This window comes from Stenotrophomonas sp. YJH_SMC_123 (assembly GCF_059368215.1).
Genome location: NZ_JCAFRM010000010.1, coordinates 56,097 through 72,279 on the forward strand (window position 1 = coordinate 56,097; position 16,183 = coordinate 72,279).

General features: G+C 66.6%; 19 protein-coding genes and 1 tRNA gene. 5 read left to right on the top strand and 15 right to left on the bottom strand.

Features of this window, described 5'->3' with window-relative positions:
• Positions 1 to 89: 89 nt before the first annotated feature.
• Positions 90 to 1,424, top strand: coding sequence for an MFS transporter (locus tag AC5P5W_RS19190; RefSeq protein WP_014645636.1), 1,335 nt, complete (start codon positions 90 to 92; stop codon positions 1,422 to 1,424).
• 67 nt (positions 1,425 to 1,491) lie between these two features.
• Positions 1,492 to 1,788: a hypothetical protein gene (locus tag AC5P5W_RS19195; RefSeq protein ID WP_014645635.1), complete on the top strand. Its 297-nt coding sequence runs from the start codon at positions 1,492 to 1,494 to the stop codon at positions 1,786 to 1,788.
• A gap of 166 nt (positions 1,789 to 1,954) precedes the next feature.
• Here AC5P5W_RS19195 and AC5P5W_RS19200 read toward each other — a convergent pair whose 3' ends face one another.
• From AC5P5W_RS19200 to AC5P5W_RS19215, 4 genes are all read right to left on the bottom strand, one after another.
• The gene (locus AC5P5W_RS19200; protein WP_197575156.1) at positions 1,955 to 3,607 is read right to left on the bottom strand and encodes a M28 family peptidase; all 1,653 of its coding nucleotides are present in this window, start codon (positions 3,605 to 3,607) and stop codon (positions 1,955 to 1,957) included.
• A gap of 105 nt (positions 3,608 to 3,712) precedes the next feature.
• On the bottom strand, positions 3,713 to 4,645 hold the full coding sequence (locus tag AC5P5W_RS19205) for an MBL fold metallo-hydrolase (RefSeq protein ID WP_197575150.1): 933 nt from the start codon (positions 4,643 to 4,645) through the stop codon (positions 3,713 to 3,715).
• A 204-nt stretch (positions 4,646 to 4,849) separates the two neighbouring features.
• The gene (locus AC5P5W_RS19210; protein ID WP_014645632.1) at positions 4,850 to 5,146 is read right to left on the bottom strand and encodes a hypothetical protein; all 297 of its coding nucleotides are present in this window, start codon (positions 5,144 to 5,146) and stop codon (positions 4,850 to 4,852) included.
• Between the two features lie 204 nt (positions 5,147 to 5,350).
• On the bottom strand, positions 5,351 to 6,646 hold the full coding sequence (locus AC5P5W_RS19215; RefSeq protein ID WP_014645631.1) for a tryptophan--tRNA ligase: 1,296 nt from the start codon (positions 6,644 to 6,646) through the stop codon (positions 5,351 to 5,353).
• A gap of 108 nt (positions 6,647 to 6,754) precedes the next feature.
• On the opposite strand from AC5P5W_RS19215, the gene AC5P5W_RS19220 reads away from it, so the two are divergent.
• The gene (locus AC5P5W_RS19220) at positions 6,755 to 7,561 is read left to right on the top strand and encodes a hypothetical protein (protein ID WP_053494621.1); all 807 of its coding nucleotides are present in this window, start codon (positions 6,755 to 6,757) and stop codon (positions 7,559 to 7,561) included.
• 73 nt (positions 7,562 to 7,634) lie between these two features.
• On the opposite strand, the gene AC5P5W_RS19225 is transcribed toward AC5P5W_RS19220, so the two are convergent.
• From AC5P5W_RS19225 to rocF, 3 genes are all read right to left on the bottom strand, one after another.
• The gene (locus AC5P5W_RS19225) at positions 7,635 to 7,856 is read right to left on the bottom strand and encodes a CsbD family protein (RefSeq protein ID WP_004153772.1); all 222 of its coding nucleotides are present in this window, start codon (positions 7,854 to 7,856) and stop codon (positions 7,635 to 7,637) included.
• A 202-nt stretch (positions 7,857 to 8,058) separates the two neighbouring features.
• Entirely contained in the window at positions 8,059 to 8,196 is a 138-nt protein-coding gene (locus AC5P5W_RS19230) for an entericidin A/B family lipoprotein (RefSeq protein ID WP_014035659.1), read from the bottom strand.
• Between the two features lie 160 nt (positions 8,197 to 8,356).
• The gene (gene rocF / locus AC5P5W_RS19235) at positions 8,357 to 9,277 is read right to left on the bottom strand and encodes an arginase (RefSeq protein WP_032956249.1); all 921 of its coding nucleotides are present in this window, start codon (positions 9,275 to 9,277) and stop codon (positions 8,357 to 8,359) included.
• Between the two features lie 274 nt (positions 9,278 to 9,551).
• Here rocF and AC5P5W_RS19240 point away from each other — a divergent pair, with 274 nt between their 5' ends.
• Positions 9,552 to 10,001: a hypothetical protein gene (locus tag AC5P5W_RS19240; protein WP_046428110.1), complete on the top strand. Its 450-nt coding sequence runs from the start codon at positions 9,552 to 9,554 to the stop codon at positions 9,999 to 10,001.
• A 122-nt stretch (positions 10,002 to 10,123) separates the two neighbouring features.
• Here AC5P5W_RS19240 and AC5P5W_RS19245 read toward each other — a convergent pair whose 3' ends face one another.
• Together AC5P5W_RS19245 and AC5P5W_RS19250 are read right to left on the bottom strand one after the other, a co-directional pair.
• Positions 10,124 to 11,068, bottom strand: coding sequence for an ankyrin repeat domain-containing protein (locus AC5P5W_RS19245; RefSeq protein WP_134808434.1), 945 nt, complete (start codon positions 11,066 to 11,068; stop codon positions 10,124 to 10,126).
• A 58-nt stretch (positions 11,069 to 11,126) separates the two neighbouring features.
• The gene (locus AC5P5W_RS19250; RefSeq protein WP_080342703.1) at positions 11,127 to 11,489 is read right to left on the bottom strand and encodes a DUF3011 domain-containing protein; all 363 of its coding nucleotides are present in this window, start codon (positions 11,487 to 11,489) and stop codon (positions 11,127 to 11,129) included.
• On the opposite strand from AC5P5W_RS19250, the gene AC5P5W_RS19255 reads away from it, so the two are divergent.
• On the top strand, positions 11,434 to 12,147 hold the full coding sequence (locus tag AC5P5W_RS19255; protein ID WP_197575151.1) for a DUF5677 domain-containing protein: 714 nt from the start codon (positions 11,434 to 11,436) through the stop codon (positions 12,145 to 12,147). The genes AC5P5W_RS19250 and AC5P5W_RS19255 overlap by 56 nt on opposite strands.
• Positions 12,148 to 12,252: 105 nt before the next feature.
• Here AC5P5W_RS19255 and AC5P5W_RS19260 read toward each other — a convergent pair whose 3' ends face one another.
• The 6 genes from AC5P5W_RS19260 to birA all read right to left on the bottom strand — a co-directional run bounded on the left by AC5P5W_RS19260 (position 12,253) and on the right by birA (position 16,054).
• Positions 12,253 to 12,567, bottom strand: a complete 315-nt coding sequence (locus AC5P5W_RS19260) for a HigA family addiction module antitoxin (protein ID WP_046428102.1) — start codon at positions 12,565 to 12,567, stop codon at positions 12,253 to 12,255.
• Positions 12,568 to 12,743: 176 nt separating this feature from the next.
• Complete coding sequence (locus AC5P5W_RS19265; RefSeq protein WP_046428099.1) at positions 12,744 to 13,022, bottom strand: type II toxin-antitoxin system RelE/ParE family toxin; 279 nt, start codon at positions 13,020 to 13,022, stop codon at positions 12,744 to 12,746.
• A gap of 358 nt (positions 13,023 to 13,380) precedes the next feature.
• Positions 13,381 to 13,456 (bottom strand) — tRNA-Thr (locus AC5P5W_RS19270).
• Between the two features lie 40 nt (positions 13,457 to 13,496).
• Positions 13,497 to 14,351, bottom strand: coding sequence for an SPOR domain-containing protein (locus AC5P5W_RS19275; RefSeq protein ID WP_197575152.1), 855 nt, complete (start codon positions 14,349 to 14,351; stop codon positions 13,497 to 13,499).
• A gap of 9 nt (positions 14,352 to 14,360) precedes the next feature.
• Positions 14,361 to 15,092, bottom strand: coding sequence for a type III pantothenate kinase (locus AC5P5W_RS19280; protein WP_014645624.1), 732 nt, complete (start codon positions 15,090 to 15,092; stop codon positions 14,361 to 14,363).
• The gene (birA, locus tag AC5P5W_RS19285; protein ID WP_197575153.1) at positions 15,089 to 16,054 is read right to left on the bottom strand and encodes a bifunctional biotin--[acetyl-CoA-carboxylase] ligase/biotin operon repressor BirA; all 966 of its coding nucleotides are present in this window, start codon (positions 16,052 to 16,054) and stop codon (positions 15,089 to 15,091) included. The genes AC5P5W_RS19280 and birA overlap by 4 nt, the downstream gene beginning before the upstream one ends.
• Positions 16,055 to 16,183 lie beyond the last annotated feature (129 nt).

Here is a 16,183-nt window from a genome sequence, read left to right on the forward strand (position 1 = left end):
TACCAAGAGGGCTGCCCGGCCGCGCCGCCCCAAGGCCGTGCGCCGTTTTCCCTGCGCACGGACGCGCCGCATCGAGGATTCCCACCCAGATGAGCACCACGCCCCAACCTGCTGTCCCCGCGAACGACCGCGCCGCCCTGCGGCGGTCGATCTCCAACACCCTCAAAGGCTCCGCCGGCAACCTGGTGGAGTGGTACGACGTCTACGTGTACTCGGTGTTCGCCGTGTACTTCGAATCGCAGTTCTTCTCGCCCGACGACAAGAACTCCACGATGTACGTGTGGGCGATCTTCGCCGCGACCTTCCTGATGCGCCCGATCGGCGCCTGGTTCTTCGGCCGCTTCGCCGACCGCCATGGCCGCCGCCTGGCGCTGACCGTCTCGGTCACGCTGATGGCGCTGTGCTCGTTCCTGATCGCCATCACCCCCACCGCCGCCAGCATCGGCATCTGGGCCGCGGTCATCCTGCTGTTCGCACGGCTGCTGCAGGGCTTCGCCACCGGTGGCGAGTACGGCGCCAGCGCCACCTACATGTCCGAAGCCGCCATTCCCGGCCGCCGCGGCTTCCTGTCGTCCTTCCACTACGTCACCCTGGTTGGCGGCCACGTGCTGGCCCAGCTGACCCTGCTGCTGATGCTGACCTTCTGGGGCAAGCCGGAAATCTCCGAGTGGGGCTGGCGCATCGCCTTCGGCATCGGCGGCATCGCCGCGGTGGTGGTGTTCTGGCTGCGCCGTGGCATGGACGAGTCGCTGTCGGAGTCGTCCATCGAGGCCGCGCGCGAGGGCAAGGCGCAGAAGTCCGGTTCGATGTACGAGCTGTTCGTGCACCAGTGGCGACCGCTGCTGCTGTGCTTCCTGATCACCGCCGGCGGCACCGTGGCCTTCTACACCTACTCGGTGAACGGCCCGAAGATGATCCAGAGCGCCTTCGCCGGCAACGATCCGATGACCGGCACCCTGATCAACCTGGGCGTGCTGGCCTTCCTGATGGTGCTGCAGCCGGTCGGTGGCTGGCTGTCGGACATCATCGGCCGCAAGACCCTGCTGGTGTTCTTCGGCGTCGGCGGCGTGCTGTACAGCTGGTACCTGATCACCCAGCTGCCGCACCAGCATGACGCCACCCTGGCCTTCCTGACCCTGGCGCTGGCCTTCGTCATCCTCACCGGCTACACCTCCATCAACGCGGTGGTGAAGGCCGAGCTGTTCCCCACCCACGTGCGTGCACTGGGCGTGGGCCTGGGCTATGCGCTGGCCAACTCGCTGTTCGGTGGCACCGCCCCGCTGCTGTACCAAGGCGCGCTGAAGACCGGCCACGTCGATTGGTTCGCCCTCTACGTGACTGCCACGATCGCGGTATCGTTGGTGGTCTATGTGTTCTTCCTCACCAACAAGGGCCCGAACTGGCTCGACGGCACCCGCAAGTAAGCGCGTTGCCCTGATCGCGGCCACCGGTGCAATGCCGGTGGCCGCTGCGTCTCCCGCTCCTCCACTGATGTGGATCGCGGTGACGCTGGCCGCAGCCACGGCACTGGCCTGGCTGCTGCGCCGCCCCAGCGCACAGGCCGCATGGCCACGCATCGGTTTCGGGATCGCCCTGCTGCTGTTCTGCGCCGCACTGGCGCTGCAGCTGGCAGTGGACCTGGGCAGCGGCCACAGCTCGCTGCAACTGCGCCTGCATCGCGGCGTCAACGGCGGATCGCTGGTCGGCCTGCGCACGATGGTGGCGTGCTATCTGGCAGCGCTCGCCGCCAGCGGCTGGGGCGCGTGGAAGCTGCTGCGCCGGCGCTGACGAACACCCGGTCGTGCCGGCCGCTGGCCGACACCTCCACATTCCTTTGGTAGTGCCGGCCGCTGGCCGGCAACTCAACATTCCTTTGGTAGTGCCGGCCGCTGGCCGGCAACCTCATGAACCTCCGGAAAGAGCAGGGAGTTGCCGGCCAGCGGCCGGCACTACCTCAGCGGCGGGCCGCTTCGCTCTTGTCGCGCGCGCCGCGGAACTCCGATTCCTTTTCCCACGTCGGCCAGCGGCGGCTGTTGGCCAGCTCCGCGCCCAGATCGTAGACCAGCAGGGTATCGGCAGCGTGGCCGCTCGGGTCCCAGCGCGGCGTCCAGGCATCGCAGGCCTGGTGGTAGCAATCGGCGAAGTACTTCTCGCGCAGCGCGCGGCCGGCTTCAACCCCACCGTCCAGCTTGTCCAGGCCCGGGCCGATGGTGATTGCCGGCACGCCCAGGCGGGCGAAGGCGAAGTGGTCAGCGCGGTAGAAGAAGCCCGCTTCCAGGTTCGGGTCCGGGCTGTAGCTGCGGCCGCGGGCCTTGGCCACGCGTTCCAGGTCGCCTTCCAGCGAGACCCGGCCCTTGCCCCACGACGCGATGTCGCGGGTCGGGCCATCCGGGCTGAACATCTCGATGTTCAGCACCGCGGCGGTCTTGTCCAGCGGCGCCAGCGGGTGCGCGGCGTAGTAGCTGGCGCCCAGCAGGCCCTTCTCTTCGGCGGTCAGCGCCACGAAGTACAGCGTGCGCTGCGGCTGCGGGCCGGCGGCGAACACCCGGCCCAGTTCCAGCACCGTGGCCACGCCGGTGGCGTTGTCGATCGCACCGCGGCGGATGCGGTCGCCCTTGGCGTCGGGCTGGCCGATACCGAAGGCATCCCAGTGCGCAGAGAAGATCACCGCCTCGTCGCCATGCTCGCCACCGGGCAGCTTGGCCACCACGTTGCGGGTCACCACCTGCTCGCGCTTCAGCGCGAAGTCCACGCTCAGCTTGGCGTTGTCCAGTGCCACCGGGCGGAAGTCGGCGCGCATCGCCTTGCGCTTCTCCGCATCAAAGTCCAGGCCGGCGTCGGCAAAAATCGCCTCGGCCAGCTCGCGTTGCATCCAGCCACGCAGCGGCGTGTGCTGCGCCATCGCCTCGTCCTGGCCGCGCTCGATGTCGAACAGCGGCGATGTGCCCGAGCTCTTCACCGTGGCCCAGCCGTAGGCGGCCGGCGCGGTCTCGTGCACGATCAGCACGCCTTCGGCACCACGGCGTGCGGCTTCCTCGAACTTGTAGGTCCAGCGGCCGTAGTAGGTCACCGCCTTGCCGTCAAACGCGCCCGGCGCATCGGCCTCGAAATCAGCATCGTTGATCAGCACCACGGCGATCTTGCCGTGCAGGTCCACGTCCTTGTAGTCGTTCCACTGGCGTTCCGGCGCATCGATGCCATAGCCGACGAACACCAGCGGTGCATTCCTGATCTGCACGCGCTTGCGCGGCTGCAGGCTCTGCAGGGTCACGTCCACGCCATTGACCAGCGCACGCTTGCCCTGCTTCAGCGACAGGCTGGCCTTGGCCGGGCCGTCCAGCTGCGCGCGCACCAACGGGACCGGCTGCACCCAGCTGCCATCCACGCCGCCGGGCTGCAGGCCGTAGCTGCGGAACTGCTCGATCAGGTACTGCACCGTGCGCTCTTCACCCTCGGTGGCCGGCGCGCGGCCCTCGAATTCATCCGACGCCAGAACGCGCACATGGCGCGACAGCGCCTGCGGATCGATGCCGCCACCCGGCAGGTCGTTGGCCGCATGGGCAAGGCCACCGACGAACAGGCAGGACGACAGCAGCAACACGCGCATCGGATTCACGGCAGTACCACGGCTAGCTTGGAAGTCACCAGAGTGTAACGTGGTCGTGACATCACGGCGCGGCTTGGGCCCGCGTCATCCACGCAGGGCGTGGATCTACCTGCTGATGCGATCCAGCCAGCAGGCCAGGCCCTGTGCATTGAGCTCGATATCCATCGCCAGCACGGTGGTCACTGCCGCATCGTCCAGCGCACAGCCATGCAGCTGTGCACGTTCCAGATACAGCGCCTGCAACGCGGCCAACAGGCAACGATGGCGGTCCGGTCGACCGTCGCACTGGCGGCCGATGGCGGCCATCGCATCGATCTGCTCGAACAGGTCGCCGGCCAGTTTCTCCACCTGTTCCACACGACCGTAGTGGGTCAGGTACATCGCCTGCGGGCCGTAGCCCAGCATGCGCTGGATCGAGGCCTTCATCGCCTCCGGGTCGAACTGCACCGGCGAGGAGGTCGGGAAGATGAAAGCGCCCTGCGCGCTGTCCAGCTCGCGGTAGGAGATACCGAAGGTATCGCCGGTGAACCAGCTGCGGCTGCGCGCATCCCATACGCAATAGTGGTGCAGCGCGTGACCCGGCGTGTGCAGCAGCACCAGCTCGCGGCCGGCCAGATCGATGCGGTGGCCGTCTTCGGCCACCACCACGCGCGACTCCGGAATCGCCTCGATGCGGCCATAGCTGCGCGCGATCTCTTCGGCGCCATACACCGCCGTGGCACCGGCGATCAGCCGGGTCGGGTCGATCATGTGCGGCGCACCGCGCGGGTGCAGCACCGCCTTTGCGTTGGGCAGCTGCTGCATCAGCTGGCCGGCGCCGCCGGCGTGGTCCAGGTGCACGTGCGTGAGCAGCAACCAGTCCACCGCTTCCACGCCCAGGCCGGCATCCGCCAGCGCCTGCAGCATCGCCGGCACCGACAGGCCGGTGCCGCAGTCGACAAACGCGGCGCGGCCGTTTTCAACGATCAGGTAAGCCGCGTCGAAGTCCGGGCGCTGGAAGCCGGTATCGATGGTGTGGATGCTGGGGTCGGCGGTCATCGGCACGCACCTGGCAGGATCGGGAACAGACGCCCATGGTAGGCGCGCAGGCGGCCCGGGTTCGATGCGGCTTTGGTCGGAGTCCAGATTCCGTAGAGCCGAGCCCATGCTCGGCTGCCTTTCTGCCAGACATCAGCCGAGCATGGGCTCGGCTCTACAGAGGGCGCGTGCAGTCGAGCATGGATCGACTCTACAAAGGCGGGGTTACCGGTCCAGCCAGCGCGGTCGCAGCAGCAACGCCAGCACCAGCACCGCCAGGAACGCGCCGTAGGCGTACAGCACCGCCAGCACCTGCGGCCAGATCGGGCCGGCGCCGGGTTGCACCACGCCGATGCGGTAGCCCCACAGCATCGACACAATGCTCAGCGCGAACGCCAGTACCAGGGTGGTGCCATCGAACAGGCGCCGCCGCGCGCTGCGCGGCTGGCGCGGGAACAGCCAGTACAGGCTGCCCAGCAGCAGGAACCAGGGCAGGAACAGCAGCAGCGACAACCAGGCCATCGCAGACTCCATGTCATCGCGCCGGCGGCGCGCGGACATCATGCCATGGGTGCTGTGCCACGGTCGTGCCGGCGGGGGGCTTCCCTGTAGAGCCGAGCCCATGCTCGGCTGCTTTGTTACCCAGCCGAGCACGGACTCGGCTCTACAGAGGCGGAGCAAAGTCGAGCATGGCTCGACTCTACAAAGGGCAGGCAGGCCCGGCGATCAGGCCGCTTCGCGCAGCACGGCCAGCGCGGCCAGCACGGCGTCCACCTCGGCGTCCAGCTTGAACAGCTCGCTCTGCAGCTGGTCGCCCTGCTCGGCCTGCTTGATCACGGCAATCAGCTGGCCGGCATCACGCGGCGAATCGAAGCCTTCGCTCTGGATCAGCAGCGTGCCGTCGCCGGCGGTCAGCTTGAAGTAGAACCGGCCGTCCTTCTCGCGGTACTGCTTGAACTGCGGCGGCGCCACGCGGGCCACGCCGGCATCTTCGCTGGCGATGTTGCCCGCCGTGGACAGGTCGCGCAGGCCCACGGCGTGGCGCAGTTCTTCCAGCAGCGGTGCCGCCAACTGCTCGCGCAGCTGCTGCCCACGGCGCTTGAGCAGCGCTTCGATCTTCTCCGGCTCGGCCATCAGCGCGTTGTAGCGCTCGCGCAGCGGCGACAGTTCACTGTCGATGCGCTCGAACAGCTGCTGCTTGGCGTCGCCCCAGCTGATGCCGGCAGCGAACGCCTTGGCGAACTCTGCGGTCTGTTCCGGCGTGGCGAACGCCTGGTACATCTGGAACAGCGCCGAGCCTTCGGTGTCCTTCGGCTCACCCGGTGCGCGCGAGTCGGTCAGGATCGAGAACACCAGCTTCTTCAGCTCCTCGCGCGGCACGAACAGCGGAATGGTGTTGTGGTAGCTCTTGCTCATCTTGCGGCCATCCAGGCCGGCCAGCGTCGCCACCTGCTCATCGATCACCACGTCCGGCAGCGGGAAGTACTCCTTGCCGTACACGTGGTTGAAGCGCTGGGCGAAATCGCGCGCCATCTCGATGTGCTGGATCTGGTCACGGCCCACCGGCACCTGGTTGGCCTTGAAGATCAGGATGTCGGCGGCCATCAGCACCGGGTACATGAACAGGCCGGCGCTGACGCCTGCGTCCTCGTCCACGCCTTCCTCGCGGTTCTTGTCCACTGCCGCCTTGTAGGCGTGCGCCCGGTTGAGGATGCCCTTGCTGGCGATGGCGGTCAGGAACCACATCAGCTCGGTGGTCTCGCGGATGTCGCTCTGGCGGTAGAACCACACATGCTCCGGGTCCAGGCCGCAGGCCAGCCAGCTGGCCGCGATCTCCAGGGTCGCGCGCTGGGTGCGCTGCGGGTCCTGCGACTTGATCAGGCTGTGCAGGTCGGCCAGGAAGAAGAAGCTCTCGATCCCCGGCGCGCGGCTGGCGGCGATGGCCGGACGGATGGCGCCAACGTAGTTGCCCAGGTGGGGCGTGCCGGAGGGGGTGATGCCGGTAAGGACTCGGGTCGTCATGACTGCGTGGGGTAACCTTCGATGAACGGGGCCAGTTTACCTTGCACGCCACCAACCCCGTCAGGGCCTGCGGCGCGTTCATTCACCCAACCCCGCTGGAGACGCCCGATGAAACGCCTGCTGCCCCTGCTGCTGATCCTGCCCCTGGCCGGCTTCCGCCCGGCGCCACCTCCGCCACCGGCCTACGAAGGCGGCCCGGTGCGCATGACCCTGGTCGACCGCGACCGTGGCACCGAACTGCGCAGCTACCCCGCCGAGGGCCAGCGCTGGGTGGCCGGCGAGCGCGGCCACCGCTACGCCGTGCGCCTGTACAACGACAGCCCGCGCCGGGTGCTGGTGGTGCTGTCGGTGGACGGCGTCAACGCCATCTCCGGCGAGGATGCCGATCCCTCGCAGACCGGCTACGTGCTCAACCCCGGCCAGCGCGCCGACATCACCGGCTGGCGCAAGAGCCAGGACGAAGTGGCGCAGTTCGTGTTCAGCAGCCCCAGCGGCAGCTATGCCAGCCGCACCGGCCGCCCGGACAACATCGGCGTTGTGGGCGTGGCGGTGTTCGAAGAGGCACGTCGCTGGCGCCCTGAGCCGATCCTGCGCCGTGGCCTGCCGCTGCCGGCCCCGGCGGCCGAAGCGGCGGCCGATGCCAGTGCCAGTGCCAATGCCAGCCGCATCGAAGGCTACGCCAGCAAGTCGCAGGCCCCAGCGCTGGGTACCGGCCACGGTGCGCGCGAGCAGTCCTCGGTGCGCGATACCGACTTCGAGCGCGCCAGCCGCAGCCCCGCACAGGTATTGCAGCTGCGCTACGACAGCGCCCGCAACCTGCGTGCGCGCGGCATCCTGGTGGATTCGCCCTCGCGCCTGCCGCGCGAACCGCAGGCGTTCCCCAACCGCTACGTGCCGGACCCGCCGGCGCGCTGATCGTCCCGCGCAGACAACACGACGCCCGCAACCTCACGGTGCGGGCGTCGTGTTGTGGGGGAAACCGAAGCGCTTACTTGTAGTCCGGATAGTCCTTGCTCACCGCGTCCTGGAACTCGCGCACTTCCTTCTCCGCGCGGTCCTTGGCCCAGCCATAACGTTCCTGCAGGCGGCCGGCCAGATACTCGGCATTGCCTTCGGCCACATCGAAATCGTCGTTGGTCAGATCGCCCCACTTGGCCTGGGCCTTGCCCTTCAGCTGCGACCACTTGCCGGAAATGATGTCTTTGTTCATTGCTGGGAGTCCTTGGTTGCAACGGCGTTCTTACCGTGGCTCCAGCTTCGCGCAGCGGCTGTTGAGTACCGGTCAACCGGCAATGAAATACATGCTCACCTGCTTGAATGGTTCACTCCGCTTCGACAGCCACGCGGCAAACAGCGCGCACAAAAAAGGCCGGGAAGATTCCCGGCCTTTTCGCTTCCAATCCGCGCCGGGCTCACTTGCCCTTGGCGGCGTCCTCAACTTTTTCACCGGCCTTCTGCACGTCCTTGCCGGCACCGGCAACGGTATTGCAACCGGCCAGCAGGGCCACCGAGAACATCGACAACAGCATCAGGGCAACTACGCGCTTCATGGGCTTCTCCTTGGGTTCGCCGCTACACCGCTTCATTCGCGGATGGGGTTCTGTCGCTCGGCGGGAGGGCACACTGCCACCGCCGCCGCGTGAAGTGCAATCTGGCGGCAGCGGCGTGGAGCGGGTGTGAACGGATCGGCGATCCGTTCAGGCCAGGCCCTCAGTCGCGCATCAGGGTGGACTTGCCGAACAGGCTTTCGACCAGGTCCACGGCCAGTTCGGCGGTGGCATTCTGCTTGTCCAGCAAGGGGTTGAGCTCGACGATGTCCAGCGATCCCATGCGCCCGGTGTCGGCGATCATCTCCATCACCAGCTGCGCCTCGCGGTAGTTCACCCCACCCGGCACCGTGGTGCCCACGCCCGGTGCGATGCTGGGGTCGAGGAAGTCCACATCGAAGCTGACATGCAGATGGGTGTTCTCATCGATGCCGGCCAGCGCCGCTTCCACCGCGCGCTTCATGCCGTTCTCATCGATGTAGCGCATGTCGTACACATCGACCTTGTGGGTCTTGATCAGGCGCTTCTCCTCAGGGTCCACCGAGCGGATGCCGATCTGGTGCATCTGCGCCGGGGTGATCGCCGGTGCGCTGCCGCCCAGGTGGGTCAGCGCCTCCGGGCCGAGGCCGCACAGGCAGGCCACCGGCATGCCGTGGATGTTGCCCGACGGGGTGACATCGCTGGTGTTGAAATCCGAGTGCGCATCCAGCCACAGCACGCGCAGGGTCTTGCCCTGCTCGCGGCACCAGCGCGCGACGGCGGTGATCGAACCGATCCCCAGGCAGTGGTCGCCGCCGAGCATGATGGGCATGCGGCCGGCCTGCAGCTCGGCGTAGCTGGCTTCCATCAGTGCATGGTTCCACGCCACCACTTCATCCAGATGGCGGTAGCCTTCCACCGGCGCGGTCCACGGGTTGCGCGGGCCATCCAGATTGCCCACGTCACGGACGTCCACACCACGTGCTTCCAGCGCCTCCGGCAGGCCCGCCACGCGCAGCGCCTCCGGCCCCAGCCGTGCACCGCGATGGCCCGCACCGACGTCGGTGGGAACGCCAATCAGGGATACGGAGATGGGATGGGCCATGGGTGCCTCCTGCGGTGGGAAAAAAGAAGCACAGTCTAGCCAGAGCTGTGTGACACCACTCGCGGCGGTGCAGCAGGGCAATACCCGGATCGCCGCGAGCACAAAGGCGCCCCGGTCAGGCATTCCAGCGCTGAGCGGTCAGAAATCCGCCCTTCCTTGATCCACTTCACACCCGAGTCGGCATCGCCTCTTACCCACGGCGGTCCTTGTGGCCACCCTGCGTCGGCACCCGGACGGTGCGGCTTCATTTCCCCAACCCTGGAGAACGACGCACATGAAACATGCACTCAATGGATTTGCGGTACTGGCAATTGCCCTGGGCGGACTGTTTCCGGCAGCTGCCAATGCCTCCTCGCAACGCATCACGCATACGGTGACCACCGACGCGTATCCCATGCAGACTGCCAGCGCACGCCAGGTGCTCGACTGGGTGGCGCAGCGGGTAAAGCCGTCGTTCGCCCCGCAGGGCTACGGCAACGTACAGGTGGAACGGCGTGCATTCTCGGTGGGGCGCGCGTCTGCACGCGCGGATGAATCGATTCCGGGAAAGCTGCCGGAGCAGGGCATTCCCGGTGAGATCTACCGGGTGGAAAACCTGCTTCCCGACGGCTCCCTGCAGACGTGGGAATTCACCTGGGTGGAACCCTCGTCCGGCCATGGCGGTGGTTGGGATGTCACCGGGTACACCTACAAGAAGGGCAATGACCCGGTAAACCAGCAGTAACGGGACGGGGGCAATGTTTGCCGCATTGCCCCTTTAGACTCCCGGCCGACGGCGGTCATGTCGGCCTGCGACGGCCTTTACGGCGGCGGAAAATTGGTGACCGACCGTTTGGCGGGCCGCGCTTAGAGGATCGCCGACGACCACTTTTCAACTCGGAACGGGCGCCTTTTCAACACGTCGATACGCCACTGTCCACTCACGCGTCTGAGTACGAACAAGTGCTCGTAACGCAAGGAACTCGACTTCTGAGGATCGTCGCGTACCAGCACTTCCGCCTTCGAGATCCCAAGCCTCGCAACTGATACCAGTAGGTCATCCGGCACATACCGTCGGGGGCTGCCGACTGAAATTCCAGTCGAGTACACACGTTGGCGGTCGGTGCACCAGGCTGTCAAAATATCCGCTTTCTCCTGCTGGAAGCCGGAGCTTCGCAGAAGGTTGCCACCGGACCGGGAATCCTTGTAGCCACGCGTTTCCCATTCGTAATAGGCCAACAAATAGCCACGCACCACTGAGGCGGGTTCACCTTCGGCGTCTGGTTCGGGCCACTCAAGCGCCGGCGCCTCTATCAACGGCGGCGGCAACTGCGCCCCCGCCAACTTCAAACGCGCCACTACGTCTTCGTGCTTGCGGGCATCAGCCATTGCCAGTGCGTTTGTCCCCTCGAAGTTCAACGGTGCGACGGTAGCTCCGCTATCCAGCAACAGTTCGACCATCGCGAGATGGCCGCCCGAAGACGCCAACATCAGCGGCGTGTACCTCGATTCCGGCGAAGCAGCATCCAGCAATGCACCGCGAGCAATCAGCACACGTCCGATTTCCGTATCGCCTGCGTTGGCAGCCCAACCCAGCGCGGTGTAACCCAGTGCAGTGCAGGCGTGCTGGATGTTGGCGCCACGATCCAGTAACCGCTCCACCGAGTCAGCCTTCCCGGCGATCACAGCCGATAGCAGCGGGGTGCGCCCCGTGCCTTTGTGCTGCCACTCGATATCGGCACCCTCATCCAGCAGCGCGTCGATTCGGGCGAGATCCTGCTTCTCAGCTGCTTTGGCCAGAAGATGGGACATATAGGTGCCACCAGACGGGTGTATGGGCGGTCACCATAAGGCCGCTGGCGCGATGAACTCAACCGCCGCGGCGACGAACCGGCGTCAGGCTCTGCACCTGGCCGTTGTTGCGCATCATGCACAGGAAGCGGCCATCGGGATAATCGATGATCAGTTCCTGGTAATCGCTGCCCACCGGCATCCGGGTCACCAGCGTGCCCTGCGCGCCCTTGCGCATATTGCAGGAGCCCAGCGCGGTATCACCCGCCGGCGCGCTGTACGCCACTTTGGACACATTGCGGAACACCGCCCGGCACCCGCCGTTCACCCATACCGAGTGCCGCGACAGGCCCCAGTTCCCGGCCACCCAGGCGATGGTTGCGGAGATGCGCGCTCCACTTGATGCCCCTGGACGACCGCAATGCGCCCTATTCCTGTCTATCGCAGAGCAGTTTGAGGCGACGGTCCTGCTGGCTCAGGCCGGATTGACTACTCATGCCGGCGTTCATGTCCGCTCTATGTTGGAAGCGCTGGCTGACGTGTACCAGCTTGCTTCCAAGAGCGATCACGTGCGGCGAATGCGCTACGAGCAGGCTCATGGCGAGAAGAAGCTCTACGACCGGATGCTAGCCACCGACCTGCTGGAGCCGCACGACCGGGCGATGCTGGAGGCGCGCTTGGCTGAGTGCTTGACGCGCTATCAGCCTTTGCATGAAGAGTTCCGCAGGGGTAAGCCTTCCCAGGCCGATCACTTCATCGCAGCAGGGCTGCCGGAACTGATTGGGCCATACACGATGCTATGCAGCTTCACCCACAGCGATCTGACTGCGTTGGCGCTCCGGCACCAAGGCGAGCGCGGGCTGATCCTTCGCGCGCCCGTAGCATACGACGTGTTGTTCCTCGTCCTCTCGCTCGCCACCTACTCGCTGGTCCATGCTGCACGTGCACTCGAAGCGGTGGTCTACCTACCCGAAGGGAGCTACGACCTTCACATGGCGAGGCTGGAAGCGCTACAGGACGAACTCATGGTTCTCAGGCCCGAATTGCCGGAGGCCGACCAGGCAAACGAAAGCCGCCCGGAGGCGGCTGGTGCACAGTGAAGTGCGGGCAACAGCCGCGCAACAAAAAGCCCCCGCCGTGAGGCAGGGGCTTTGGTCGCTACAGAAGGCAAGGAAGGGTAACCTTCCTTCTACCGAGGTTTGGGCTTATGCCGCCCGAGGGGTGATTTCGTCGATCACATCGGCCAACTCAGCACTGGTCGTCACCAGGTCGTAGTTGGCCTGCAGGTTAAGCCACACCTCGGCCGAGGTGCCAAAGTAGCGCCCAAGGCGCAAAGCGGTATCGGCAGTTACGCCGCGACGCCCTGCGATAATGTCGGAAACGCGGGCCGGGGTAACGTTAATTTCATGGGCCAGAGCGCGGGCGGACATACCCAGCGGGGCTAGAAACTCGACGGACAGGATCTCTCCCGGGTGAATTGCGGGGAGCGCGGTGGCGGTTTTCGCGTTGGCGCGTGTCATGGACTTGATAGTTTCGCCGCACGTTGCGTGCGCGGCGCCTCCTATTTGAGTGTGAATGCTTACGGAATGTTCCAATTGTGTGAAGCTGAAATTCGATTCTTAAATGAGACTCTACGTGATGGACTGAGGGTCTTACTTGGGAGGCCCGCGCCGGTGTTAGCCGGCGCTCACTCTCCTTAGTGGTAATCGGTGACTTCTACATCGTAGGCGTCACCATCCTTCCATTTGAAACAGATGCGGTACTGGTTGTTGATGCGGATGCTGTGCTGCCCAGCTCGGTCGCCTTTCAGCGCTTCCAATCGGTTGCCGGGCGGTGACTTCAAATCTTGTAACGTCACCGCAGCATTCAGGTACACCAGTTTGATCTGAATCTGCCTCTCGATACCTGCCAGAGGTTTGACCTTCTTACCGCTGGCTATTCGTTCGGTATCCTTACTTCCATACGTTTTTATCACCGGCGCCTCCTTTACTCGTAGCGACAGGCGTATCGTATACCGATACACGGTACACTGCAACCCCCCCCCTCTGGACAAAAACACACCTCCCAGGCAGATGCCCATTGAGGTGGACCAGCAGCCCTTAAGCTGCGGCGCCCAGGTCGAAGGGGTTGAAGCGGATCACCTCATCGCCCAGCCATTCGTTAAGCGCGGTCAGCCGCGTCTGCAGGGGTGACAGTTCCATTGCAGTCCACACGGTCGCCGCCTCGCGGATCGAGCCCCGGTAATTTTCCCGGTAGACGTAAAAAGGCCAGCGCCCCGCGCTGGCCTTTTCTATTGAAACCCCTATTTTCAAGGCGTTTCGGCGCTTCCCATGTGGTGCCGCTTATCCGAATCGAACGGATGACCTACTGTTTACAAGACAGTTGCTCTACCAACTGAGCTAAAGCGGCATGGGTGGTGCACCGGCGGCATCGCCGCGGTCTGGGGATTCTAGCGCAACCGCGTGCAGTCCAGCGACCGGCTCTGTGCCGCGCCGCTGCGCTGCTGGGCCTGGGCCGGCTGCGTGCCCGCCGCCAGCTGTCCTTCCAGCCACCATTGGCCGGCGTCGCCGCTGGCCACCAGGCGCGGCTGGAAGCCGGCGGCCTGCACCGCTGCCATGCGGCGCTCGGCGCCTTCGCGGTTGCGGTACTGGCCCAGCGCCACGGCGTTGGCCTCCTCGCCCTGGCTGATGATGTAGTAGTCGCTCAGGCCGGCGGCGACGATACGTTTCACGGTGGCCTGCGCTTCATCACGGTTGGCGGCGGCCGGCAGCATCACCCGGTAGCGGGCGCTGCCGCTGGCAGCGGGCTGTTCGCGCAGGCGCGCCTGGCTGAGCAGCGCGCCGGCCTTGCCTTGCGCAGTGGTCGCGGCGGCGCGGTCGGCGAACGGACCCAGCGCGACGCAGCGCGGCGGCTCGGCGGCCGCGGGCGGGGTTACGGGCTTTTCCGGTGCCGGAACGGGTGCAGGCGGTGTTGCCGGCTTGGCGGCGGCAGCAACCGGCGTAGCGTCAGCCGTCTGCGGCTTGGGAATTTCCGGCTTGGCCGGCACGGCCGGCGCGGGTGCGGGCGTCGCAGCCACTGCGGTCTTCGCGGCCGGTTCGCGCTCCATCAGCGGTGCGGTCGGGGCGGCGGCGGTGGCCTCGGCTGCGGCATTGGCATCCGCGCCACCGGGCACCCAGCGCAGCTCGGCGACGCCAGCCGGTTGCGGTGCAGGCGCAGGCGGCTGCGGTGCATCGCGCAGCAGCCACCAGCAGGCGACGCCAAGATTGAGAACGGCCAGTACGACGATCAGGGCACGGGTCAGCATGCGCGGATACTAGCCTGCGGGCTGGTGCACCGCCCAGCGGGCGAGTCCATCCAGCACCAGCGAGGGGTGGTAGTCGGCACCCGGCAGCAACGGCATCAGTGCCGGTGCGCCGCCACCGTGCACCAGCAGCGAGGGCGCTACGCCCAGCAGCGCGTGCGCCTGCTGCGCACTGCGTTCAATCAGCGCCACCGCGGCGCCATCGCAACCGGAGGCCAACGCATCGGCGGTGTCGTTGGCGAACTCGCTGTAGTCGCCGCCAGTGGCCGGCAGCTGCACCGCACGGGCGTGCAATGCCTCACGCATGGTGGTGGGCGATGCGGAAATGCGGCCACCGTGGTGCTGGCCGTCGGCGTCGAGCAGGTCAATCGTCAGCGCGGTGCCCACGCCGACCACCAGCACCGGGCGCTGTGCCTTTGCGGCAGCCAGCAGGGCCAGGAAGCGGTCGACGCCGAACTTTTCCGGCTTGGCGTAGGCAATGCGCACACCGGCGCATTCGGCGCTGGTGCGCACCACGTGCACGTTTTCGAAGCGGCGTTGCAGCTGGTCCAGCATGGCGCTGGTCAGCGAGGGCGCGGCCACGCTGGCCACGAACGCGGTGCGGCCGCTGGGCAGGCTGTGCGGCGGCTGCCCGGCCATGCCTTCGGCGCCATGCGCCCAGGCCTGCACGTCACCGGCACGGTCACCCTGCAACGGCGCGAACTTGAAGCGCGAGTTGCCGAGGTCGAACAACCAATCGCTCATGCTGCCCTCACGCTGACTTCGCCGGCGTGCAGCAGACGCTCACGGCCAACGATGCGCACGCGCAACGCGCCGTCATCGGCCAGGCCGAGTGCGGTGCCATGCTGCCACTGCCCATCCAGTTCCACCCGCACCTCGCGGCCGGCCAGCATGTCGAAGGCGGCGTAGCGCGGCAAGAACGGAGCAAGACCTTCACGATCGAATTCCTCCAGCGCCGGCAGCAGGCGCGCCAGCACGGCGGCAACAACCACGTTTCGATCCACTGGCTTGCCAGCCAGCGTGTCCAGGTCCACCCACGGCTGGCTGATCTGCTCGGCGAACGACGGCGGCATGTGCGTGTTGATGCCGATGCCGATCACCGCGCGCGCCGGGCCGGCGTATTCGCCACCGCCTTCTGCGAGCAGGCCAACCAGCTTGCGGCCATCGACCAGCAGGTCGTTCGGCCACTTCAGCTGCGCCTGGGTGTAGCCCAGATCGTGCAGCGCTTCGGCCACGGCGACGCCGGCCACCAGGCTCAGGCCGGCCAGGCGGCCGAGGCCTCCGGAGAACAGCCGCAGCACCGACAGGTAGACATGGGCGGCCAGCGGCGAGGCCCAGGTGCGGCCACGACGGCCACGGCCACCGGTCTGGCGTTCGGCCAGCAGCACGCTGACCCCGCGCTGGGGCGCGCTGCACCGCAGCAATTCAGCGTTGGTGGAGTCCACCGTCCAGGCCACCTGCAGGTCGTGCAGCAGCGGCAGAACCCCGGCCGGCAGGCCAGCACGGATCGCCGCCGGGTCCAGCAGGTCAACCGGGCGGGTCAGGCCATAGCCCTCGCCGGCACGGCCCTCGACATCCACACCGGCGGCCCTAAGCCCTTGAATACGCTTCCAAATAGCCGCACGGGTCTGGCCCAGCTCACGGGCCAGGGCGTCGCCGGACAGGCGACCGGCAGCGAGTTTGGCCAGCAATTGGCGATCGTCCACGGCAGCTTCCACGAAGTCAGGCAGGAATTATGCGGGAAAGCCGCCAGCGACGCCCGCCACGCTGGGTTCCGCGGGGGCTTCCAACGGGGCGCCGGGTTCGGGCTAGAATCGGGAACTCACCCTCCCTTA